The following is a 21,258-nucleotide window of genomic DNA, read 5'->3' as shown; positions in this document are numbered from 1 at the left end:
CGTTCGTCACTCGGTCGGGAGGGCCTGCATGGCCTTGATGAAGCCGTCCGCGTCGAGCTGTCCGTTGAAGAACTGCTGGATGGCCTTGTGCATGTCCGACGCCGCCGACTGCGGGTACGCCTGGTCCCAGGAGAGCTGGAACGAGGGGGCGCCCGCGACGAGGTCGTACTGGAAGCGGGAGTACTCGGGCGTCGCGGACGTCTCGATGAACTCGTCGGTGTTGGTCGTGGTGGTGAGGTTGCCGACGTCGAGCTGCGCCTTGACGAACTCGTCGGAGTACATGAGCTCGAGGAACTTGGCGACGGCCTCGGGGTGCTTGGTCTTCTTCAGCACCGAGTAGTAGTTGTTGGTGTTGCCGGCGACGTTCTTCGGGTCGCCCTTGCCGCCCTCGACCGTCGGGAAGGCGGAGTAGCCGAGGCCCTTCTCCGCGAAGTCCGGGTGGTCGGTGAGCTGCTGGGAGTAGTACCAGGAGCCCATCAGCTCGAAGCCGGCCTTGCCCTGTGCGACCAGCGCGACCGAGCCGCCGTTGGTGTACTTGACGGAGTCGTAGTTCTTGCCGAAGGCGCCCGCGTCGACGAGCTCGCGGATCTTCTCCAGGGCGTTCTTGCTCTCCGGGGCCTCCCAGGCGCTCTTGTCGCCGTCGAGGGCCTTCTGGAAGAGCTCCGGGCCGGCTATGCGGTCGTAGAGGTACTGGAACCACATCTGGGTGGGCCAGACGTCGCCGCCGCCGAGCGCGATCGGGGTGACGCCCTCGTCCTTCAGCTTCTCGACCGCGTCGAGCAGGTCGTCCCAGGTCTTCGGCGGCTGGACGCCCGCCTTCTTGAGGACGTTCTTGTTGTGGAACAGCAGCACCGGCTGCGTGCCGCGCATGGGGATGCCGTACGGCTTGTCGTCGACGACGGCGTTGTTGAAGACGGACGGGAGGAACTTGCTCTCCAGTTCCGGGTTCTTCTTGATGAAGTCGTCGAGCGGGAGCAGCAGGTCGGCCTTGACGAAGGGCTTGATGCTGCCGCCGCCCCAGTTGAAGAAGACGTCCGGGGCCTGCGGGGTGCTGATGATCGTCTGAAGCTTCTTCTGGTAGTCGGCACCGGGGATGGTGTCGAGGACCGCCTTGACGTCGGACGTCTCGTTGAACTTGTCGACGACCTGCTTCTCGATCTTGTTGGTGGCGTCCCCGTAGACAAGGATATGGATCTTGCCGTCGTCCGCCGACGCCCCGCCGTTGCCGTCACCGCAGGCGGACAGGCTCAGGGCCAGGGCGAGCGTCGCACCGGTGGCGATCAGTCTGGGCAAGCGCGCACGTGTCTTCATCGTTCGCCTTTCGAAAGTTTCGGCTTCATCGCCGAAAGTCCATGCCGAGGGACAGTAGGTCAGACGGGAGTTGGGGTCAACGGTCGAGCCGCAACTCGCCCGAAACGTTATCGACACGCGGTGCTCTATCCTGCGGGTATGCGTGAAGACGACGAGGCGAGCGGGCGTGTCACCCTGGCTGCGGTAGCGAAAGAGGCCGGGGTGTCGATGCCGACAGTTTCGAAGGTGCTCAACGGCCGTTCGGATGTCTCACGCGCGACGCGTGCGAAGGTGGAGAGGCTGCTGGACCTGCACGGCTACCGGCGGAGGGTGCAGCCCGCGGCCCGCTATCCGCTCATCGAGATCGTGTTCCACGAGCTGGAGAGCGTGTGGGCGATGGAGCTGATACGGGGCGTGGAGAACGTCGCGAAAGAGAATCGCGCGACGGTCGTGCTCACCGAGAGCGGCACCCGGCACACCCCCGACCCGGACTGGCTGCCGGGCGTGCTGCAGCGGCGGCCGCTGGGCGTGGTGCTGGTGTTCTCCAGCCTGCCGCAGGACATCAAGCGCCAACTGCGGGCGGCCGCCATCCCGTTCGTCGTCATCGACCCGGCGGGCGACCCCGACCCGGACGTGCCGTCGGTCGGCTCCGCCAACTGGGCCGGCGGTCTTGCCGCGACCCGGCACCTCACCGAGCGCGGCCACCGGCGCATCGCCATCATCACCGGCCCCAACGACATGCTGTGCTCGCTGGCGCGCCTCGACGGCTACCGCTCGGCCATGGCGATGGCGGGCCTGGAGGTGGACCCGCGGCTGACCCGCTTCGGCGACTTCCACGTCCAGGGCGGCTTCGAGCGGGCCATGGAGCTGCTGGAGAGCCCCGACCGGCCCACGGCGATCTTCGCGGGCAGCGACCTCCAGGCGCTGGGCGTGCTGGAGGCGGCGCGGGTGAAGGGCCTGCGGGTGCCGGAGGACCTCTCGGTCGTGGGCTACGACGACGTACCGCTCGCCCAGTGGTCCAGCCCGCCCCTCACCACGGTCCACCAGCCGCTGCGGCACATGGCGGAGGAGGCCTCCCGCATGCTGTTGCGCCCGGACGACCCGGACGGGCCCGCCCAGCGGATCGAGCTGGCGACGCATCTGGTGGTGCGGCAGAGCACGGCTGTGCTGGAGGGCTGACGCCCTTCCCTGCGCCGAGGCGCGGCACCGCGGGCAGGTACGGCGCGGCAAGTCACCCGGCCGTCCCGCCACGCCGCGTGCGGCGCAGCACGGTCCTGCCGGAAGCCGACGCGAGTCACCGTGGAGCAGCCGCCTGCCGGCGCACGCGGCAGAGGGCGACCGCCGCGTACGGCCCGGCCGCCCCGGCGGCTTCGCAGCGCCACGTGCGCAACGCATCACCGCCCACCGGAGAGGCCGGCGCCAGTCACTCCGCCGCGCCCCGTTCCCGGCGCAGGCGGCGCAGGCGGCGCAGCACCACCGTGACGTCCCGCGCCACTGCCGGAACGCCCCCGCACCGCGCCCGGCACATCACCGCCCACCGGGCAGCCGGCGCCGGTCACTCCGCCGCGCCCCGCTCCCGGCGCAGGCGGCGCAGCACGACCGTGAGGTCCAGCGCGGCCGTCAGGGCGAGGACGCCGCAGATCACGGCGAGGAGTGTCAGTGGGCCGCTGCCCGGGCTGTCGCCGGGGGCGGAGTCCGCCGCCCACACCGCGAACAGCACCGTTCCCGCGACGAAGAGCGGCAGGAAGACGGAGGCCAGCAGCAGCCGCAGTTTCAGGGGGCTGCGCGCGGTGACCGGCTCGGTGCCGGTGCGCGGGTACCTGCGGCCCACCATCCCCGAGCGGGCACGGGGAACCGGCTCGCGGCTGGATCCGGGACGGCTGTCGGGCACGTCCATGCACCTCCTTCGCCTCGTCCCCCCATCGGGTAGCCCCCGGTCGCGGGCGGCAAACCGGGTACCCGGTGGACCGGACCGGAGTGGCCGGAGGAGGTGGCCGGGCATGGTGAGCGCGTCGGTGACGGTTCCGTCGGGAGCCGCGGCCCTGCGTGGTGATCTGGAGATCCCCGTGGGGGCGCGCGGTGTGGTGCTGTTCGCGCACGGCAGCGGCAGTTCGCGGCTCAGCCCGCGCAACCGGGCCGTTGCCGGGGTGCTGCGCAGGGCGGGGTGCGGCACGCTGCTGCTGGATCTGCTGACGGCGGCGGAGGAGGACGAGGACGCGGCGACGGGCCGGCACCGTTTCGACATCGGCCTGCTCGCGGGCCGCCTGGCGCACGCCGTGGACTGGCTGGAGGACCGGACGGACGCGGTGGACCTGCCGGTGGGGCTGTTCGGGGCCAGTACGGGCGCGGCGGCGGCGTTGGTCGCGGCGACGGAGCGGCCCCGGCGGGTGTCAGCGGTCGTCTCACGCGGCGGACGCCCCGACCTGGCGGGCGACGCGCTGCCCCTGGTGGCGTGCCCGGTGCTGCTGGTGGTGGGCGGCGCGGACACCGAGGTGCTGGAACTCAACCGCCAGGCCGCCCAGCGGCTGTCCGCGCCGCACCGGCTGGACGTGGTGCCGGGCGCCACCCACCTGTTCGGCGAGCCGGGCGCCCTGGAGAGGGTGGCGGAGCTGGCCGCCGGGTGGTTCACCGAACACCTGAAGTGAAGGCGCCCGAGGTGAGCCGCGGCGACCACACGCACCGCGGCTCACCCGACCTGCTCAGCTCGTGCTGCAGGAGACCGTGGGCCAGTTCCAGTTGCCGTTGGTCTGGATCGTCACCCCCCAGTTGTTCCCGCTCCCGTTCGGCCGGGCGACGAGCGTCTGGCTGCTGGGGTAGGAGGTGGTGACGTTCCAGGTGCTCAGCACCCTCGCCGGGGACGGCACGTTCATCGTCACGGTCCAGTTGTTGGAGCCGTTCACCGCGACGTTGAGGTTGTACCGGTCGCCCCAGACGCTGCCCGCGGACAGGGTGGCGGTGCAGGAGCCGTTGCCGCCGCCTCCGCCGCCCCCTCCCCCGCCGCCGGAACCGTCGGGGGCGACCGCCCGGCCGGTCTGCGGGGAGATCATGCCAGCGCACAGCCCGCGGGAGGCGAGGTTCTGCGCGATCCGCGGGATGGCGGCGACGGTGTTCGCCGGCCAGTCGTGCATCAGGATGACCTGCCCGTCGTTCAGCCGGGAGGCGGCCTGCACGATGGCGTCGGTGCTCGCGTTGTTCCAGTCCTGCGAGTCGACGTCCCAGATGACCTCCGTCAGACCGTACTTGGCCTCCGCCGAGCGCAGGGTGGAGTTGGTCTCGCCGTAGGGCGGGCGGAACAGCTTGGGTGTGCCGCCCCCGGCGCTCGCGATCGCCTGCTGGGTGCGGGAGATCTCCGACTCCATCTGGGACTGGCTCAGCTGGGTCATGTGCGGGTGGGTGTAGCTGTGGTTGGCGACCCACATCCCCGCGTCCGCCTGGGCCTTGACCAGCGAGGGGTTGGCGGCGGCGTTCTGGCCCGTGTTGAACATGGTGGCCCGCAGGCCGTTCTGCTTCAGCGCGTTGAGCAGGTTCATGGTGCTGCCGGCCGACGGGCCGTCGTCGAAGGTGAGCGCGACGTACCCGTTGCAGGCGGCCGCCTGTGCGGGTGCGGCGCCGGCGCCCGTGGTCACGGTGGCTGCCACGGTCAGTGCGGCGGCAGCCACACCCGGGACCAGGTACCGGGTGACGTGCTGTCGATTTCCGGTGCTCATGTGTGGGGGTCCTCCTCGTACGAAGGTCAGCCGGCGCTGCAGGACACCGACGGCCAGGTCCAGTTGCCGTTGGTCTGGATGGTCGCGCCCCAGTTGTTGCCGTTGCCGTCGGGCCGCGCGACGAGGGTCTGGCTGTCTGGGTAGGAAGCGGTCACGTTCCAGGTGGCGGAGACCTTGGCGGGGGACGGGACCCGCATGGTCACGGTCCAGTTGCTCGAGCCGCTCACCGAGACGTTGAGGTTGTAGCGGTCGCCCCACTGCTGGCCGGCCGACAGGGTCGCGGTGCAGCCGCCGTTGCCGCCTCCACCGCCTCCACCGCCACCGCCGCCTCCGCCACCACCGCCGGAGGAGCCCTCGCTCACGGTGATGTTGGAGCTGCCGCTGCTCTGGTAGCCCTCGGTGGCCATGATCATGTAGTTGTGGCTGCCCAGGTTCATGCCTTTGCCGGCCCAGGCGTCGAAGTGGTTGCCGCTGGTGATGGTGCCGCCGGTGCGCTTCTGCTGCCGGACGCTCCAGTACTGGTCGAAGGTGCGGGTGCCTTCGATGGAGGGGGCGTTGTACCGGGTGGTCTTGTAGATGTCGTACGTGCCGCCGTCGGTGGTGACGGTGCCCTTGTACTCACCCGTGGGCCGGTAGGTGCCCCAGTTGTCGACGATGTAGTACTCGATCAGCGGGCTGGTGGTCCAGCCGTACAGCGTCAGGTACGCGTTGCCTGACGGGTTGAAGCTGCCGGAGTAGTTGACGGTCTTGCGTCCTCCGGTGCTCCAGCCCTTGCCGGCCACGAAGTTGCCGGTGTTCCTCCACTGGGTGCTGTAACTGCCGCCGGAGCCCAGGTCCATGGAGACGGTGCCCTGGGAGTCGGTCCAGAAGGAGTACCACCAGCCGTTGTTGGTGCCGGTCTGGTTGGTGGAGATGACGGGGGCGGCGGTCGCCGTGCCGGTGGTGAGGAGCAGTGCGGTGAGCGCGGCGAGAGCGATCGTCCAGACGCTCTTCACGCTCATGATCAGTCGGCCGCGTCTGCGGCCGCCGGGGGGTACGGACACATGCATGGGTGACGCCTCCTGTTACGGCTCGATGGGGAGGTCGATGCCGTGACAGTGTTGGTCCGAGCACGTCAACCGTCAACGGTTTCGGTGAGAGTTTCGAAAAGTTCGAGTGACCCCGGATCAGGGTCCGCCGCTATCTGACCAGTTCAAAGGCCGAGTGGAGGCACCTGGGATGTGAAGCGGCGACAGGTCACCGGGCGCTGGGTCGAAGATCGATCAAGCGCGTACGAAACTTTCGCATCAGGTCGGCGTCGTCCAGCGCGGAGCTGTCTCCGCCCAGGCGGCGGCCCAGCGGGCGAGGTTGCGGCGGTGCAGGACGAGACCGGTGACGGTGTGCACGGCGGCGCCCGCGAGGGCGACGCCGATCGCGGCGAGCAGCGCCCAGCCCACGGCGCGGCTGCGGACCTCCCTGCCGGTGAGGGGTGCGTCGGTCGCCTCGCCGTCGGAGGTGATCCAGATGCTGACGACGCTGTCGGCGGTCAGCCCGGGCGGGACCTCCGCGCGCGTGGTGCGGGTGCGTCCCTCGCGGGTGACGACCCGGACCTCGACCGGGTAGCGCGTCTTCTTCTCCTCGTCCGAGCCCGGCTCGGGGTGCCGGGGCGCGTCGTGGACGAGGGTGGCGTCGGCGAGGTGGCGCGTCTGCTGCTGGTGACGCGCGACGTCCTGGTAGTGGCGGTGCGCGGCGTCGCCCACCAGGGCGCCGGCCACGGGCGCCACGGCCAGGACGGCGAGCAGCACGCCGAGCCCCAGCCAGGCCCGCACGGTGTCGGTGCGGCGGCGCAGCGGGTTGGGCCGCCAGGGCCAGAACAGCGGGCGCGGCGGCGGTCCGGGGGGCGGCTGCGGCGGAGGTACGGTGCCCGCCACGTCATGGCTCCTTTCCGATAGCGGTCGCAGGCGGAGGCCGGCCGGCCCAGCGGGGGCCGCTCGGCCGGGCAGGTGAGTCGGCCTTGCGCGGGTCGGCCTTGCCCGGGCCGGCCTTGCGCGGGCCGGCCTTGCGCGGGCCGGCCTTGCGCGGGCCGGTCGGTCCGGCCCAGGCCGCTCGGCCGGGCAGGTGAGTGCGCCCGGCACAGGCGGGCCAGGCACCGGCCGGCCGGTGAAACGCAGGCCGGCCGGCCCGGCACAGGCCGGTCAGAGCACCCCGTCGACCGACGGATGCCGATGTGCCACCGCCAGCAGTCCCGCCGCCCCGCGCACCGCGGCGGTGTGCGGCGACGGCACCGGCTGCACCGCGCAGTTGAGGCCGCCCGGCAGCCCGCCGGTGATCTCGGGGCGCAGCGCTCCCCCGCCGGCCAGCAGCAGACCGCGGCGCAGGGCGGTGCGGGTGAGGGAGGTGCGGTCCTGCCGCAGCATCTCCGTCACCATGCCGACCACCGCGTCGGTGATCAGCTCCGGCGGTGTGCCGTCGGACAGGTCGGTGGTGCCCAGCGCGGTGCGCCGGGCGTCGGTGACCGCGCCGTCGGCGAGCAGCACCACCTCGGTGAGGTGCGCGCCGATGTCCGCCACCAGCAGCGGCCGGACATGGTCGGCGCCGGCGGCCAGCGCGACCGCCCTCGCGCCGGGGACCGTCAGTACGGCGCGCGGGCGGAGCACCTCCACGGCCGTACGGGCCGCGGCGCGGAACGCGGGACCGTCGAGCACCGGGGAGGTGACGACGACCAGCGGGCGGCCGAGCCTCGGCAGGCGGTGGCCCAGCAGCCGCTCCAGCATGCGGGCGGTGCCGGGGGTGTCGACGATGGCGCCGCGCTGCACGGGGTGGACGGCGCCCGAGCCGGGGAACGTCACGGTGGGCACGTCCAGGACCATGCCGCGTCCCGCGATGAACGCGCGGGTGCGGGCGCTGCCCAGGTCGAGAGCGAGACCTGGGCAGCGCCTGCACAGCGGCCGGTACCGGTGCCGCAGGGGGACCGGCCGGGGGTGCCGGATCACGGTCACCGGCCGGCCTCGCGCACCTGCTGGCAACGCCCGCAGTAGCGGGCCTGGGGTACGACCAGCAGGCGATGGCGCTCCACCGGGCGGCGGCAGAGGTGACAGACGCCGTAGGCACCGGAGTCCATCCGGGCCAGCGCCTCCTCGACGTCGGCGAGCACCATGCGGGCCGACGCGGCGAGTTTGACGCCGACCTCGACCTGCGCCGCGTCCTCGCGGACGCGGCGGTCGTCGGCGCGGCTCGCCGTGGCGAACTGCCGCAGCTGTTCCCGGCGGAACAGCAGCTGCTCGTGCAGGTTCTCACGGAGCTCGGCGAGGTCCTCGGCGCTGAGGACCTCGTCGTGCTCGCCGATGGTCTGATGGGTCACCACTGCACCTCTCGGGCAGAGCGGGGGCGGACGGACGTGAGGGTGCGGTCAGGCCGCGCGCTGGCAGCCGACGCAGTACCGGGTGTGCGGGAGGATCTCCAGCCGCTCCGGCGGTACCGGCTTCGAGCAGCCCAGGCAGGTGCCGTAGGTGCCGGCCTCGACGCGTGCGAAGGCCTCCTCGATCTCCCGCAGGACGCGCTTGATGGCGTCCTTCTGGTTCGACATCAGGTGGTCGCCCGGGCTCGTCCCGGTTTCGTCCAGCGCCTTGAGCTGCGCGAGCCTGGTTGTCCGGGCGTGCTCCAGGCGCCGGCGGACCTCGTCCGCGGCGAGGTTCGCGGCACGGGGGTCGGTGCGGGGCAGGTCGAGCGACACGTGGTCCTCCTGGAGACGTAAGAGACACGGGAGACGTACAGGCGTACGACTCGAAGCCGTACGGCGTGAGGCCGTACGGCATGACGCTTCCACCATGGCCCGGGCCCGCCCCGCTTCCCATTGGGCGCGGGACCCATCTGTGCGGGGTCGGAGGACCCACCCCGTGCGGCATGGGTCCGCCGGTCGGCGGGAAATGGGGCATGCGGCCCATCGACCGCGGCGCGGCGGGCGGGGCAGGCTGGCCGGTGTCCGCCGGGACCAGGGGGTCGCTGCCGCATCAGGGGGCGCGGTGACCGACAGTAGAGGCAGACGAGAAAGAGGAAGGCGTGACCTCCGTGTCCCTGTACTGGCGGATCTTCGGTCTGAACGCCGTGGTGCTCGGCAGCGCCACGGCGCTGCTGCTGTGGGCTCCGGTGACCGTGTCCGTGCCGGTGCTGCTGACGGAGGCGGTGATTCTCGTCGGCGGTCTCGTGGTGATGCTCGTCGCCAACGCGGCGCTGCTGCGCATCGGTCTGGCCCCGTTGGACCGGGTGACCCGGCTGATGACCACCGTCGACCTGCTGCGCCCCGGCCAGCGGCTGCCCGTGCGGGGCGGCGGTGAGGTGGCCGGGCTGGTGAGCGCGTTCAACGCGATGCTGGAGCGTCTGGAGGGTGAGCGCGCCGCGAGCAGCGCCCGCGCGATCCTCGCCCAGGAAGGTGAGCGGCGCCGTATCGCCCAGGAGTTGCACGACGAGGTGGGGCAGAGCATGACGGCCGTGCTGCTGGCCCTGAAGCGGGCGTCCGACGAGGCGTCGGAGCCGCTGCGCGAGGAGCTGCTGCAGGCGCAGGAGATCACCCGGGGCAGCCTGGACGAGGTACGGCGGCTGGTGCGCCGGCTGCGCCCCGGGGTACTGGACGACCTGGGTCTGGTGAGCGCGGTGACGTCGCTGGCGACGGAGTTCTCCACGCACACCGGGCTGCGGGTGGTGCGCCGCTTCGACCCGGACCTGCCCGCCCTGGACCAGGAGACGGAGCTGGTGATCTACCGGGTGGCGCAGGAGAGCCTCACCAACGCGGCCCGGCACGCCGAGGCCCGCCGGGTGGAGGTGTCCCTGTACGGCGACGAGGAGACCGTCGTGCTGGAGGTCGCCGACGACGGGCGCGGCATCGGCGCCGCCCGGGAGGGCGCGGGACTTCGCGGAATGCGTGAACGGGCCCTGCTGATCGGGGCCACGCTGGACATCTGGAGCCCGGACGAGGTCTCCGCGACAGGAACCGGTACCCGAATCCGGCTGACCGTGCCGGCCGTCAGGAAGCAGTCATGAACGACCAGGACATCCACGCCGACCGCCCCGCGGAGAAGATCCGCATCCTCCTCGCCGACGACCACGCGCTGGTGCGGCGGGGCGTCCGGCTCATCCTCGACCGGGAGCCGGACCTGGAGGTGGTCGCGGAGGCGGGCGACGGGGCCGAGGCGATCGCCATGGCCCGCACCCACGACGTGGACCTCGCGGTGCTGGACATCGCCATGCCGCGGCTGACCGGTCTGCAGGCGGCGCGGGAGCTGACCTCGCTGAAGCCGGGGCTGCGCATCCTGATGCTGACGATGCACGACAACGAGCAGTACCTGTTCCAGGCGCTGAAGGCGGGGGCGGGCGGCTACGTGCTGAAGTCCGTCGCCGACCGTGACCTGGTCGCCGCCTGCCGCGCGGCGATGCGGGACGAGCCGTTCCTGTACCCGGGGGCGGTGACGGCCCTGATCCGCAACTACCTGGACCGGGTGCGGCACGGCGAGGAGGCGCCCGAGCAGCTGCTCACCCCGCGCGAGGAGGAGGTGCTGAAGCTGGTCGCCGAGGGCCACTCGTCGAAGGAGATCGCGGAGCTGCTGTTCATCAGCGTCAAGACGGTGCAGCGGCACCGGGAGAACCTGCTGCACAAGCTGGGTCTGCGGGACCGTCTGGAGCTGACCCGGTACGCCATCCGCGCGGGGCTCGTCGAGCCTTGACCGCCTACGTCCCGGGCCGTGCCGCCCGGTTTCCGCTGAGGGCCGCCGCGGCCGTGCTGGCCGCGTTCGCGGCCGTGCTGCTGACCCTGGGCTTCACCCCGGGCGCGGCCCCCGCGTCCGCCGTCGCTGCGGGCCCCGCCTACTTCCCGGCGTCCCCCGGCACTCCCACCTACTCCTCCGGCACGCAGCCGCGCAGCGACGAGGCGTACGTCGCCGCCCGTACGGTGCTCGCCCGGCCGGAGCGGGACGCCGGCGAGCGCGACACGGCCGCCGGTCCCCTCCTCTTCACGCCCCCGTACACCCCGCGCGTCCCGCCGCGGCCCGCGCGTCCCGCGCCGTCGGCCGGTCACGCGCCGCCCGCCGCCGCGCACGTCCCGGCGGACCTGGGGCGGGCGCCACCCGCCGCCTCCAGCACCTGAGCCGTCTTCTTTTCCTACTTTCCGCGTGCCCCTCCGACGGGCGCGTGTGCCTTGCTGGAGGCATCTGTGAAACGTCCCGCCCGCGTCAGGGCGTTGTTCGCGCTCGCCGTGATCGCCGTGTCCGTGTTCGTCGCCGTCACCGTCCCGGTCCGTCTCGGACTGGATCTGCGGGGCGGCACCCAGATCGTGCTGGAGACCCGTTCCACCGAGACGCTGAAGGCCGACGCCGAGGCCACCGACCGCACGCTGGAGGTGCTGCGCGGCCGCGTCGACGCGCTCGGCGTCGCCGAGCCCACCATCGTCCGTTCCGGCGACCAGAGGATCATCGTCGAGCTGCCGGGCGTGCAGGACCCGAGGAAGGCCGCCGACGTGCTCGGCCGCACCGCGCAGCTCTCCGTGCACCCGGTCAAGGGACCGGGCACGGCCGACGCGAAGAAGCTGCCGCAGGGGGAGCGGGTGCTCCCCGACGAGTCCGGCGAGCGGCTGCACCTCGGCAAGGCCGCGCTGAGCGGCCAGGACGTCAAGAGCGCCGAGTCCCGCTTCGACCCGCAGAGCGGCGCCGGCTGGCACGTCACCGTCGACTTCGAGGACGGCAAGGGCTGGGCCCGGCTGACCGGTGAGGCCGCCTGCCACCCGGCGGGCGACCCGCAGCGCCGCGTGGCCATCGTCCTCGACAACAAGATCATCTCCTCGCCGCAGGTCGACCCGTCCGTGGCCTGCGGCGCCGGCATCACCGGCGGGTCCACGCAGATCACCGGTTCGTTCACCAGCGACGAGGCGAAGGAGCTCGCGCTGCTGGTGCACGGCGGCGCGCTGCCGGTGCCGGTGGAGACGGTGGAGCAGCGGACCGTCGGCCCGACGCTGGGCGCCGAGGCCATCCGCGCCAGCGCCTGGGCCGCCGTCGTCGGCACCGCCCTCACGGCGCTGTTCGTCATCGTCGTCTACCGCCTGATGGGCCTCCTCGCCATCGTGGCCCTGCTCTGCTACGGCCTGATCTCCTACGCCGGACTCGCCGCCCTCGGCGCGACGCTGACGCTGCCCGGCCTCGCCGGTTTCGTGCTGGCCATCGGCATGGCCGTCGACGCGAACGTGCTGGTCTTCGAACGCGCCCGGGAGGAGTACGCCAAGCGCAACCGGCCCAGTGGCCGCTCCGCCCTGACCGCCGGTTTCAAGGGCGCGTTCAGCGCGATCGCGGACTCCAACGTGACCACGCTGATCGCGGCGGCCCTGCTGTTCGTGCTGGCGTCCGGCCCGGTGAAGGGTTTCGGCGTCACGCTCGGCATCGGTGTGCTGGCGTCCATGATCAGCGCCCTGGTGATCACCCGGGTGCTCGCCGAGTTCGCGGTGGCGCGCCGCTGGGTGCACCGGCGTCCCGCGGTCACCGGCCTGGCCTCCGTGGGCCGGGTCCGCGCCTACCTCACCCGCCGCGACCCGCAGCTGATGCGCCGCCCCCGCCGCTGGCTGGCGGTGTCGGCGGTGGTCCTGGCCGTCGCCGCCGCGGGCATCGTCGTACGCGGGCTGAACTTCGGCGTGGAGTTCACGGGCGGCCGGCTGATCGAGTACTCCACCGAGCAGACGGTCGACCCGGACCGGGCCCGGGCCGCGCTCGCCGACGCGGGCTTCCCGCAGGCGGTCGTGCAGTCCTCCGGCGACAACGGCCTGACCGTGCGCACCGAGGAGCTGTCCAACGAGGAGGCGGTGAAGGTCGCCGAGACCGTCGCCGAGGTAGGCGGCGGTGCGGAGAAGGTCCGCGACGAACTGATCGGCCCGAGCCTGGGCGACGAGTTGCGCCGTAACGCACTGCTCGCGCTGGGCCTCGCCCTGGTCGCGCAACTCTTGTATCTGGCCGTACGTTTCCGGTGGATGTTCGGCACGGGCGCGGTGGCGGCGCTGGCGCACGACGTGGTGATCCTCACCGGCATCTTCGCCTGGCTGGGCAAGCCCGTCGACGGCGTGTTCCTGGCGGCGCTGCTCACCGTGATCGGCTACTCGGTGAACGACTCCGTGGTGGTCTTCGACCGCATCCGCGAACTGTGGCGCAAGGACGCGAAGGCGCCGCTGGCTCAGGTCACCAACCAGGCGATCCTGCAGACGGTCCCGCGCACGGTGAACACGGGCATCGGCGTGATCTTCATCCTCGCCGCGCTGGCGTTGCTGGGCGGAGACTCCCTGACGGACTTCGCGTTGGCCCTGCTGATCGGCATGGTCGTGGGCACGTACTCGTCGGTCCTGACGGCATCGCCCTTGGCAATCGAGCTGAACACCCAGGCGGGCAGCGGCAAGCGGCCCCGCGGAACCACCCCCCGCAAACCGATCCCGCGACGGGAACGGACGACGACCGAGGTGTGACACGGGGGGGTGCAGGCGGCTGGTCCCGCCTGCATCCCCCTTCAGGGGCGCGGGGAACTGCGCGGGCAACCCCCACCGGCCCGCAGACACTGCGACCCCAGGGGCGCGGGGAACTGCGCAGAACAGCAACCCCAACCCCCCGTCACACAACCACCGCGTCCCCCTCGAACTGCGTCCGATACAACTCCGCATACCGCCCACCCGCCTCCAGCAGCTCCCCGTGCGAGCCCCGCTCCACCACACGCCCACCCTCGACCACGAGGATCAGATCGGCGTCCCGCACGGTCGACAGCCGGTGCGCGATCACCACAGCCGTCCGCCCCACCAGCGCCTCCCCCAAAGCCTCCTGCACCGCAGCCTCGGACGTGTTGTCCAAATGAGCCGTCGCCTCGTCGAGGACGACCACCCGCTGCCGCGCCAACAGCAACCGCGCGATCGTCATCCGCTGCCGCTCCCCGCCCGACAGCCGGTACCCCCGCTCCCCCACGACCGTGTCGAGCCCGTCCGGCAGTTCCCGCACCAGCGCGTCCAGACGCGCCCGCCGCAACGCGTCCCACAGTTCCTCCTCGCCCGCGTCCGGCCGCGCCAGCAGCAGGTTCGCGCGCACCGTGTCGTGGAAGAGGTGACCGTCCTGCGTCACCATCCCGACCGTGGCCCGCAGCGACGCCGCGTTCAGGTCCCGTACGTCGACCCCGCCCACGCGGACCGCCCCCGCGTCGACGTCGTACAGCCTCGGCAGCAGGGACGCCACCGTCGACTTGCCGGCGCCTGAGGAGCCGACGAGGGCGACGGTCTGCCCGGGTTCGGCGCGGAAGGAGATGCCGTGCAGCACCTCCTCGCCGCCGCGTGTGTCGAGGGCGGCGACCTCCTCCAGGGAGGCGAGGGAGACCTTGTCGGCGGACGGATAGCCGAAGCGGACGTCGTCGAACTCCACGGCGACCGGCCCCTCCGGCACCTCGCGGGTGTCCGGCTTCTCCCGGATCAGCGGGTCGAGGTCCAGCACCTCGAAGACCCGCTCGAAGCTCACCAGCGCGCTCATGACCTCCACCCGCGCCCCGGCCAGCGAAGTCAAGGGCGCGTAGAGGCGGGTGAGCAGCAGGGCGAGCGCGACCACCGCGCCGGCGTCGAGGGCGCCGGAGAGGGCGAGCCGGCCGCCGAGGCCGTAGACCAGCGCGAGGGCGAGGGCGGAGACGAGCGTGAGGGCGGTGATGAACACCGTCTGGGCGGTGGCCGTCCGCACGCCGATGTCCCGCACCCGCCGCGCCCGTACCGCGAACTCCTCGGATTCCTCCTCGGGCCGCCCGAACAGCTTCACCAGGGTGGCGCCGGGCGCCGAGAACCGCTCCGTCATCCGCGTCCCCATCGCCGCGTTGAGCGTGGCGGCCTCACGCTGAAGTCCGGCCATCCTGCGGCCCATCCGCCGCGCCGGGATCACGAACACGGGGAGCAGGACCAACGCCAGCAGGGTGATCTGCCAGGACAGCGTGAGCATCACGCCCAGCGTCAGCACCAGCGTGACGACGTTGGCGACCACGGTGGACAGGGTGGAGCTGAACGCCCGCTGCGCTCCGATGACGTCGTTGTTGAGACGGGAGACGAGCGCTCCCGTACGGGTGCGTGTGAAGAACGCGACCGGCATCCGCTGCACGTGGTCGAAGACCGCCGTCCGCAGCCCCAGGATGAGATCCTCGCCGAGCGCCGCCGACAGCCGGCGGCCCAGCACGCCGAGGGCCGCCTCCACCACCGCGATCAGCGCGATGAGCAGCGCCAGACGCACCACCGAGTCCGGGTCGCCGCCGGACACGATCGTGTTCACCACCCGCCCGGCGAGCACGGGCGTGGCCACGGCGAGCGCCGCGGTCGCCGTGCCGAGCAGCAGGAACAGGATCAGCTTGCGGCGGTGCGGGCGGGCGAAGGCGCCGATGCGGCGCAGGGTGTCCCGGGTGACGGGCCGGCGCTCGTCCTCGGCGGTCATGACGCTGCGCAGTTGCGCCCACGCGGTGGTTTCCATGCTCATGACGGCGACGCTAGGACCTCAACCATGATTGAGGTCAAGGCCGCGCCCGGTACGCCGCCTCGGCCGGCGGATGCCGACAACGCCCGTCCCCCGGCGTCCCGCTCCTCGCAACTCTCCGTTCGCACCCGTCGTTCATCCTCCGTGAACATGACGGTGACGATCCGACGGGTGCTGTGCGTGCTGCCGCTGCTGCTCGTGGCCGTGGTCGCCGTACGGCAGCGGGAGGTGCTGGCCGAGGGGCTGGGTCTGGTGACGACCGCCCGGTGGCCATGGCTGCTGGCCGCGGCCGGTCTGACGTGTCTGACCTGGCCGGCCGCCGCGTGCACCCGGCAGGGCGCGGTGCTCGAACGGCTGCCCGGACGGCGGCTGGTGGCCACGCAGTTCGCGGCGGGCGCGGCGAACCATCTGCTCCCCACCGGGCTGGGGGCGAGCGCGGTCAACCTTCGGTTCATGACGGTGTGCGGGCTGAGCACGGCCCGGTCCTCGGCCGCGCTGGCGCTGTATCTGCTGGCGGAGAGCGTCGGGCGGGTGGGGCTGCTGGCCGCGCTGCTGGTGGCGTTCCCCGACGCGCTGCCGTTCGGGTCGCTGCTGCCGGACGAGGCGCCGGCCGGGCCGTTCCTCGCGGCGGGCGCGGTGCTCGTCCTCGTCATCGGCGCGCTCGCCGCCGTACGGCGGGTGCGGACGGTGGTGGCCGGGTTCCTGCGGACGGCGCTGGGCGAGGCGCGGTCGGTGCACGCCCGGCCCGCGCGGGCGCTGGCGCTGTGGGGCGGCGCGCTGGCCTTCCCGGCGCTCCAGGCGGGCGTACTGGTGCTGGTGGCACGGGCGTTCGGGCTCGCGGTCCCGTCCGCGCACCTGGCGGTGGCATACCTCGCGGCGACGGTGGCGGTGGCGCTGGTGCCCACGCCGGGCGGGATCGGCTCGGTGGAGGCGGCACTCGTCGTGGCGCTGGTGGCGGCCGGCGGGGCGGCGGCGGTGGCCACGGCGGTCGTGGTGGTGTTCCGGCTGCTGACGGTGTGGCTGCCGCTGCTGCCGGGCGCGCTGACCCTGGCGGCGCTGGTGCGGTCGAGGGTGATCTGACGTGCGGGACGGGTGAGGTGGGAACGTCGGGCGGGTAGGGTCCCGGTCCACTCACGGAAGGGACCACGTCATGCCGGTACGGATCGAACGCCGGGGAGCCGTCACCACGGTGGTGCTCTCCCGCCCCGAGGCACGCAACGCGGTGGACGGGCCGACGGCCGCCGAACTGGCCGACGCCTTCGGCGCGTTCGAGGCGGACGACGAGGCACGGGCGGCGGTGCTGTGGGGCGAGGGCGGCACGTTCTGCGCGGGCGCCGACCTGAAGGCGCTGGGCACGGAGCGCGCCAACCGGGTCGCCGAGGACGGCGACGGACCGATGGGCCCGACCCGGCTGCGGCTGTCCAAGCCGGTGATCGCGGCGGTGTCCGGGCACGCCGTGGCGGGCGGTCTCGAGCTGGCGCTCTGGTGCGACCTGCGGGTGGCCGAGGAGGACGCCGTGTTCGGGGTGTTCTGCCGCCGCTGGGGGGTGCCGCTGATCGACGGCGGCACGGTACGGCTGCCCCGTCTGATCGGCGTGAGCAGGGCGATGGACATGATCCTGACCGGGCGTCCGGTGCCGGCCGACGAGGCGTACGCGATGGGGCTGGCCAACCGGGTGGTGCCGGTGGGGCGGGCCCGCGCGGAGGCGGAGGAACTGGCCGCGTCCCTGGCCCGGTTCCCGCAGGCGTGCCTGCGCTCGGACCGCGCGTCGGTGCTGGAGCAGGAGGGGCTGGGCGAAGAGGAGGCGCTCGCGGCCGAACTGCGGCACGGGGCGGCCGTGTTGGCGGAGAGCCTGGAAGGCGCGGCCCGGTTCACGTCGGGGGCGGGGCGGCACGGCTCCTTCGACGGGGTGTGAGACCGCCCGGAACCGGCCGAACGCAGGCCCGGGCACCCCGCGCGGTACGAACCCCCCTGCGGGATACGGCAGGATGAGCGACGGTGCCCCCGCAGGTCAACGCGGGTGCGGCACCGTGGATTCCGTATACCTCGAGCAGGTGACTTCACGTGACACGACTTCACATACGGCTCTCCGCCCAGGAGAGGCGGCCGTCGGCCCAGGGGTGCGCGGGAGGTGGGCGGTGACCCGCTCCCTCACCGTGGACGATCTGGTGCACGCCGGAATCGCCCTCGCCGCCGGTCTGCTGGCGGCGTTCCTGCTCCGTATGGCGCTGCGCTGGCTGGCCCGGCACGCCGAGCGCACCGCATGGCGCGGCGACGACATCATGGTGGAGGCCCTGCGTACGGTCGCCCCGTGGGCGGCCGTCGCGGGCGGCACGGCCTCCGCGGCGGCGGCGCTGCCGCTGACCCGGACGGTGCAGCACACGACCAACCAGGTGCTGACCCTCCTGGTGATCCTCGTCGCGACCGTGGCGACCGCCCGGGTGGTGGCGGACCTGGTGCGCTCGGTCACCCAGTCCCGGTCCGGCGTGGCCGGCTCGGCGACGATCTTCGTGAACATCACCCGGATCCTGGTCCTCGCGATCGGCTTCCTCATCGGGCTGCAGACGCTGGGCATCTCCATCGCGCCGCTGCTCACCGCCCTCGGCGTGGGCGGTCTGGCGGTGGCGCTGGCGCTCCAGGACACGCTCGCGAACCTGTTCGCGGGCATCCACATCCTCGCCTCCAAGACCGTGCAGCCGGGCGACTACATCCGTCTGAGCAGCGGCGAGGAGGGGTACGTCGAGGACATCAACTGGCGCCAGACGACCGTCCGTGAGCTGTCCAACAACCTGGTGGTCATCCCCAACGGCCAGCTCGCCAAGACGAACATGACCAACTTCATGCGGCCCCAGCAGCAGCTGACCATCCTGGTCCAGGTCGGCGTGTCGTACGACAGCGACCTGGAGCACGTGGAGCGGGTGACGAAGGAGGTCGTCGCCGATGTGATGACCGAGATCACCGGGGCGGTGCCGGAGCACGAACCGGCGGTGCGGTTCCACACCTTCGGCGACTCGCGCATCGGGTTCACCGTGATCCTGGGCGTGGCGGAGTTCAGCGACCAGTACCGGATCAAGCACGAGTTCATCAAGCGGCTGCACCGGCGCTACCGCGAGGAGGGGATCCGGATTCCGTCGCCGGCGCGGACGGTCGCCCTTCAGCAGGGGACGGTGCTGATTCCGTCCCAGCGGGACGGGGCGGCGGCCGCGGACGACATGATCACCGGGCGGCCGGTCTGACGGTCGTCCCCGGGCCGTGGCGCGTGTCAGCGCCGCCGCGGCCCGGCGCACCCGCCTTCGGCGGGTGGTCGGGGCTCCGCCCCGGACCCCGTTCGCACGGTTCCCCGCGCCCCTGACGCGGCCCTGCCGGAATACTCGGCGTGGACCCCTGTCGAGCATGGGGCCGCCACAAGATATCTTGATGTCGAGCAATGTTGCAGACGTGGAGCGGAGCACCCGGTGACTGACTCGACCATCATCTATACGCACACTGACGAGGCCCCGGCCCTGGCGACGTATTCCTTCCTGCCGGTGGTCCAGGCCTACGCCTCGCAGGCGGGTGTCGCCGTGGAGACGCGGGACATCTCGCTCGCCGGGCGCATCATCGCCGTGTTCCCGGAGTACCTCACCGAGGACCAGCGCATCCCGGACGCCCTCGCCGAGCTCGGCGAGCTGGCGAAGACGCCCGCGGCCAACATCGTCAAGCTGCCGAACATCTCGGCGTCGATCCCGCAGCTCAAGGCCGCGATCGCCGAGCTGCAGGGCAAGGGCTACGCGCTGCCGGACTACCCGGACGACCCGAAGACCGACGAGGAGCGGGAGATCCAGGCCCGCTACGACAAGGTCAAGGGCTCGGCCGTGAACCCGGTCCTGCGTGAGGGCAACTCCGACCGCCGCGCCCCCGCCTCGGTGAAGAACTACGCCAAGGCCCACCCGCACCGCATGGGCGCCTGGACCCCCGAGTCCAAGACGAACGTCGCCACGATGGGCCAGGACGACTTCCGCTCCACCGAGAAGTCCGTCGTGATCGCCGAGGACGGCGCCCTGCGCATCGAGCTCAAGGGCGACGACGGCTCCACCACCGTGCTGCGCGAGTCGGTGCCGGTGCTCAAGGACGAGGTCGTCGACGCCTCCGTGATGCGCGTGGCCGCGCTGCGCGAGTTCCTGACCGAGCAGGTCGCCCGCGCCAAGCAGGAGGGCGTGCTGTTCTCCGTGCACCTGAAGGCCACGATGATGAAGGTCTCCGACCCGATCATCTTCGGCCACGTGGTGCGCGCCTTCTTCCCGAAGACGTTCGCGAAGTACGGCGACAAGCTCGCCGCCGCCGGTCTCACCCCGAACGACGGTCTGGGCGGCATCTACAAGGGCCTGGAGAACCTGCCCGAGGGCGCCGAGATCAAGGCGTCCTTCGACGCCGAGCTCACCGAGGGCCCGGATCTGGCGATGGTCGACTCCGACAAGGGCATCACCAACCTGCACGTCCCCTCGGACGTCATCGTGGACGCCTCGATGCCGGCCATGATCCGCACCTCCGGCCACATGTGGGGCCCGGACGGCCAGGAGCACGACACCCTGGCGGTCCTGCCGGACTCGTCGTACTCGGGCGTCTACCAGGCCGTGATCGACGACTGCCGCGCCCACGGCGCCTACGACCCGTCCACCATGGGCTCGGTCCCGAACGTCGGTCTGATGGCGCAGAAGGCCGAGGAGTACGGCAGCCACGACAAGACCTTCGAGATCCCCGTCACCGGCACCGTCCGCCTGGTCGACCGGAACGGCGACGTCGTCCTCGAGCAGGCCGTGTCCGCGGGTGACATCTTCCGCGCCTGCCAGACCAAGGACGCGCCGATCCGCGACTGGGTGAAGCTGGCCGTGACCCGCGCCCGCGCCACCGGTGACCCGGCCGTCTTCTGGCTGGACGAGACCCGCGCGCACGACGCCAACCTGATCGCCAAGGTCAAGCAGTACCTGCCGGAGCACGACACCGAGGGCCTGGACATCCGGATCCTCGACCCGGTCGCGGCGACCAAGCTGTCGGTGGAGCGCATCCGCCGCGGCGAGAACACCATCTCGGTCACCGGCAACGTGCTGCGCGACTACCTGACCGACCTGTTCCCGATCCTGGAGCTGGGCACCAGCGCCAAGATGCTGTCGGTCGTCCCGCTGATGGCGGGCGGCGGCCTCTTCGAGACGGGCGCGGGCGGCTCGGCGCCGAAGCACGTGCAGCAGCTGATCAAGGAGAACTACCTGCGCTGGGACTCCCTCGGTGAGTTCTTCGCGCTGGTGCCGTCCTTCGAGCAGTACGCCTCGACCACGGGCAACGCGCACGCCAAGGTGCTCGCCGACACCCTGGACCGCGCCACGGCGACGTTCCTCAACGAGGACAAGTCCCCGACCCGCCGTCTCGGCGGCATCGACAACCGCGGCAGCCACTTCTACCTGTCCCTGTACTGGGCGCAGGAGCTGGCCGCGCAGACCGAGGACGCGGACCTCGCGAAGGCGTTCGCGCCGCTCGCCGAGACCCTCGCGGCCAACGAGGCGAAGATCGTCGAGGAGCTGATCTCCGTCCAGGGCAAGCCGGCCGACATCGGCGGCTACTACCAGCCCGACCCGGCGAAGGCCTCCGCGGTCATGCGCCCGTCCGCCACGTGGAACGAGGCGCTGGCGTCCCTGAGCTGAACCGGACGACTCTGAGCTCCGCCCCGGCCGGCGACCCGCCCGGCCGGGGCGGAGCCATGTCGAGGGGGCATGGACGAGGGGGCGTTGTCAGAGGCGTGTGGCACCTTG

Annotated in this window: 19 protein-coding genes; 10 read left to right on the top strand and 9 right to left on the bottom strand. The window is 72.2% G+C overall.

Annotated elements, in window-relative coordinates; all coding sequences use genetic code 11:
- Positions 1-6: 6 nt before the first annotated feature.
- Positions 7-1,311: an ABC transporter substrate-binding protein gene (locus ACQY0Z_RS27875; protein WP_254585826.1), complete on the bottom strand. Its 1,305-nt coding sequence runs from the start codon at positions 1,309-1,311 to the stop codon at positions 7-9.
- A 138-nt stretch (positions 1,312-1,449) separates the two neighbouring features.
- Between ACQY0Z_RS27875 and ACQY0Z_RS27870 the strand changes: the two genes are divergently transcribed.
- Positions 1,450-2,469 (top strand): substrate-binding domain-containing protein, encoded by a 1,020-nt coding sequence (locus tag ACQY0Z_RS27870; protein ID WP_189902951.1) that lies wholly within the window; start codon positions 1,450-1,452, stop codon positions 2,467-2,469.
- A 376-nt stretch (positions 2,470-2,845) separates the two neighbouring features.
- Here the strand turns inward: ACQY0Z_RS27870 and ACQY0Z_RS27865 are convergent, their stop codons facing one another.
- On the bottom strand, positions 2,846-3,187 hold the full coding sequence (locus tag ACQY0Z_RS27865) for a DUF6343 family protein (protein ID WP_254585825.1): 342 nt from the start codon (positions 3,185-3,187) through the stop codon (positions 2,846-2,848).
- Between the two features lie 103 nt (positions 3,188-3,290).
- Between ACQY0Z_RS27865 and ACQY0Z_RS27860 the strand changes: the two genes are divergently transcribed.
- Positions 3,291-3,935: a dienelactone hydrolase family protein gene (locus ACQY0Z_RS27860; RefSeq protein ID WP_189902950.1), complete on the top strand. Its 645-nt coding sequence runs from the start codon at positions 3,291-3,293 to the stop codon at positions 3,933-3,935.
- 54 nt (positions 3,936-3,989) lie between these two features.
- Here ACQY0Z_RS27860 and ACQY0Z_RS27855 read toward each other — a convergent pair whose 3' ends face one another.
- The 6 genes from ACQY0Z_RS27855 to ACQY0Z_RS27830 form a co-directional block, all read right to left on the bottom strand.
- Positions 3,990-4,997: a polysaccharide deacetylase family protein gene (locus ACQY0Z_RS27855; protein ID WP_254585824.1), complete on the bottom strand. Its 1,008-nt coding sequence runs from the start codon at positions 4,995-4,997 to the stop codon at positions 3,990-3,992.
- A 26-nt stretch (positions 4,998-5,023) separates the two neighbouring features.
- Positions 5,024-6,046, bottom strand: coding sequence for a glycoside hydrolase family 11 protein (locus ACQY0Z_RS27850; protein ID WP_254585823.1), 1,023 nt, complete (start codon positions 6,044-6,046; stop codon positions 5,024-5,026).
- 237 nt (positions 6,047-6,283) lie between these two features.
- On the bottom strand, positions 6,284-6,907 hold the full coding sequence (locus ACQY0Z_RS27845; protein WP_189902948.1) for an Rv1733c family protein: 624 nt from the start codon (positions 6,905-6,907) through the stop codon (positions 6,284-6,286).
- A 264-nt stretch (positions 6,908-7,171) separates the two neighbouring features.
- The gene (locus tag ACQY0Z_RS27840) at positions 7,172-7,975 is read right to left on the bottom strand and encodes a rod shape-determining protein (protein ID WP_254585822.1); all 804 of its coding nucleotides are present in this window, start codon (positions 7,973-7,975) and stop codon (positions 7,172-7,174) included.
- The gene (locus ACQY0Z_RS27835; RefSeq protein WP_254585821.1) at positions 7,972-8,340 is read right to left on the bottom strand and encodes a TraR/DksA family transcriptional regulator; all 369 of its coding nucleotides are present in this window, start codon (positions 8,338-8,340) and stop codon (positions 7,972-7,974) included. Before ACQY0Z_RS27835 ends, ACQY0Z_RS27840 begins: the two co-directional genes overlap by 4 nt.
- A gap of 45 nt (positions 8,341-8,385) precedes the next feature.
- Complete coding sequence (locus ACQY0Z_RS27830; RefSeq protein WP_439812995.1) at positions 8,386-8,709, bottom strand: TraR/DksA C4-type zinc finger protein; 324 nt, start codon at positions 8,707-8,709, stop codon at positions 8,386-8,388.
- Between the two features lie 326 nt (positions 8,710-9,035).
- Between ACQY0Z_RS27830 and ACQY0Z_RS27825 the strand changes: the two genes are divergently transcribed.
- The 4 genes from ACQY0Z_RS27825 to secD all read left to right on the top strand — a co-directional run bounded on the left by ACQY0Z_RS27825 (position 9,036) and on the right by secD (position 13,461).
- Positions 9,036-10,013, top strand: coding sequence for a HAMP domain-containing sensor histidine kinase (locus tag ACQY0Z_RS27825; RefSeq protein WP_189902944.1), 978 nt, complete (start codon positions 9,036-9,038; stop codon positions 10,011-10,013).
- The gene (locus ACQY0Z_RS27820) at positions 10,010-10,693 is read left to right on the top strand and encodes a response regulator (RefSeq protein ID WP_019521564.1); all 684 of its coding nucleotides are present in this window, start codon (positions 10,010-10,012) and stop codon (positions 10,691-10,693) included. The genes ACQY0Z_RS27825 and ACQY0Z_RS27820 overlap by 4 nt, the downstream gene beginning before the upstream one ends.
- On the top strand, positions 10,690-11,112 hold the full coding sequence (locus ACQY0Z_RS27815) for a hypothetical protein (RefSeq protein WP_189902943.1): 423 nt from the start codon (positions 10,690-10,692) through the stop codon (positions 11,110-11,112). Before ACQY0Z_RS27820 ends, ACQY0Z_RS27815 begins: the two co-directional genes overlap by 4 nt.
- A 66-nt stretch (positions 11,113-11,178) precedes the next feature.
- Entirely contained in the window at positions 11,179-13,461 is a 2,283-nt protein-coding gene (secD, locus tag ACQY0Z_RS27810) for a protein translocase subunit SecD (RefSeq protein ID WP_189902942.1), read from the top strand.
- Between the two features lie 142 nt (positions 13,462-13,603).
- Here secD and ACQY0Z_RS27805 read toward each other — a convergent pair whose 3' ends face one another.
- Complete coding sequence (locus tag ACQY0Z_RS27805; protein ID WP_439812994.1) at positions 13,604-15,478, bottom strand: ABC transporter ATP-binding protein; 1,875 nt, start codon at positions 15,476-15,478, stop codon at positions 13,604-13,606.
- A 147-nt stretch (positions 15,479-15,625) separates the two neighbouring features.
- On the opposite strand from ACQY0Z_RS27805, the gene ACQY0Z_RS27800 reads away from it, so the two are divergent.
- From ACQY0Z_RS27800 to ACQY0Z_RS27785, 4 genes are all read left to right on the top strand, one after another.
- Positions 15,626-16,555 carry a lysylphosphatidylglycerol synthase transmembrane domain-containing protein gene (locus ACQY0Z_RS27800; RefSeq protein ID WP_254585819.1) on the top strand — a complete coding sequence of 310 codons (930 nt, stop codon included), beginning with the start codon at positions 15,626-15,628 and terminating at the stop codon, positions 16,553-16,555.
- Positions 16,556-16,625: 70 nt separating this feature from the next.
- Complete coding sequence (locus ACQY0Z_RS27795) at positions 16,626-17,390, top strand: crotonase/enoyl-CoA hydratase family protein (RefSeq protein WP_439812993.1); 765 nt, start codon at positions 16,626-16,628, stop codon at positions 17,388-17,390.
- Positions 17,391-17,613: 223 nt separating this feature from the next.
- Complete coding sequence (locus tag ACQY0Z_RS27790) at positions 17,614-18,711, top strand: mechanosensitive ion channel family protein (RefSeq protein WP_189902939.1); 1,098 nt, start codon at positions 17,614-17,616, stop codon at positions 18,709-18,711.
- Positions 18,712-18,930: 219 nt separating this feature from the next.
- Positions 18,931-21,150 carry an NADP-dependent isocitrate dehydrogenase gene (locus tag ACQY0Z_RS27785; RefSeq protein WP_189902938.1) on the top strand — a complete coding sequence of 740 codons (2,220 nt, stop codon included), beginning with the start codon at positions 18,931-18,933 and terminating at the stop codon, positions 21,148-21,150.
- The last annotated feature ends 108 nt before the right edge of the window (positions 21,151-21,258 follow it).

The organism is Streptomyces sp. P9-2, from assembly GCF_051903975.1.
In the GTDB taxonomy this organism is placed as follows: domain Bacteria; phylum Actinomycetota; class Actinomycetes; order Streptomycetales; family Streptomycetaceae; genus Streptomyces; species Streptomyces cellulosae.
This window is presented reverse-complemented; position numbering and strand designations above follow the sequence as displayed.

Bases quoted from the DNA above. Each gene is read 5' to 3' on its own strand.
- ACQY0Z_RS27875 (WP_254585826.1), bottom strand. From the start codon at position 1,311: ATGAAGACACGTGCGCGCTTGCCCAGACTGATCGCCACCGGTGCGACG.
- ACQY0Z_RS27870 (WP_189902951.1), top strand. From the start codon at position 1,450: ATGCGTGAAGACGACGAGGCGAGCGGGCGTGTCACCCTGGCTGCGGTA.
- ACQY0Z_RS27865 (WP_254585825.1), bottom strand. From the start codon at position 3,187: ATGGACGTGCCCGACAGCCGTCCCGGATCCAGCCGCGAGCCGGTTCCC.
- ACQY0Z_RS27860 (WP_189902950.1), top strand. From the start codon at position 3,291: ATGGTGAGCGCGTCGGTGACGGTTCCGTCGGGAGCCGCGGCCCTGCGT.
- ACQY0Z_RS27855 (WP_254585824.1), bottom strand. From the start codon at position 4,997: ATGAGCACCGGAAATCGACAGCACGTCACCCGGTACCTGGTCCCGGGT.
- ACQY0Z_RS27850 (WP_254585823.1), bottom strand. From the start codon at position 6,046: ATGCATGTGTCCGTACCCCCCGGCGGCCGCAGACGCGGCCGACTGATC.
- ACQY0Z_RS27820 (WP_019521564.1), top strand. From the start codon at position 10,010: ATGAACGACCAGGACATCCACGCCGACCGCCCCGCGGAGAAGATCCGC.
- ACQY0Z_RS27805 (WP_439812994.1), bottom strand. From the start codon at position 15,478: ATGAGCATGGAAACCACCGCGTGGGCGCAACTGCGCAGCGTCATGACC.
- ACQY0Z_RS27800 (WP_254585819.1), top strand. From the start codon at position 15,626: ATGACGGTGACGATCCGACGGGTGCTGTGCGTGCTGCCGCTGCTGCTC.
- ACQY0Z_RS27795 (WP_439812993.1), top strand. From the start codon at position 16,626: ATGCCGGTACGGATCGAACGCCGGGGAGCCGTCACCACGGTGGTGCTC.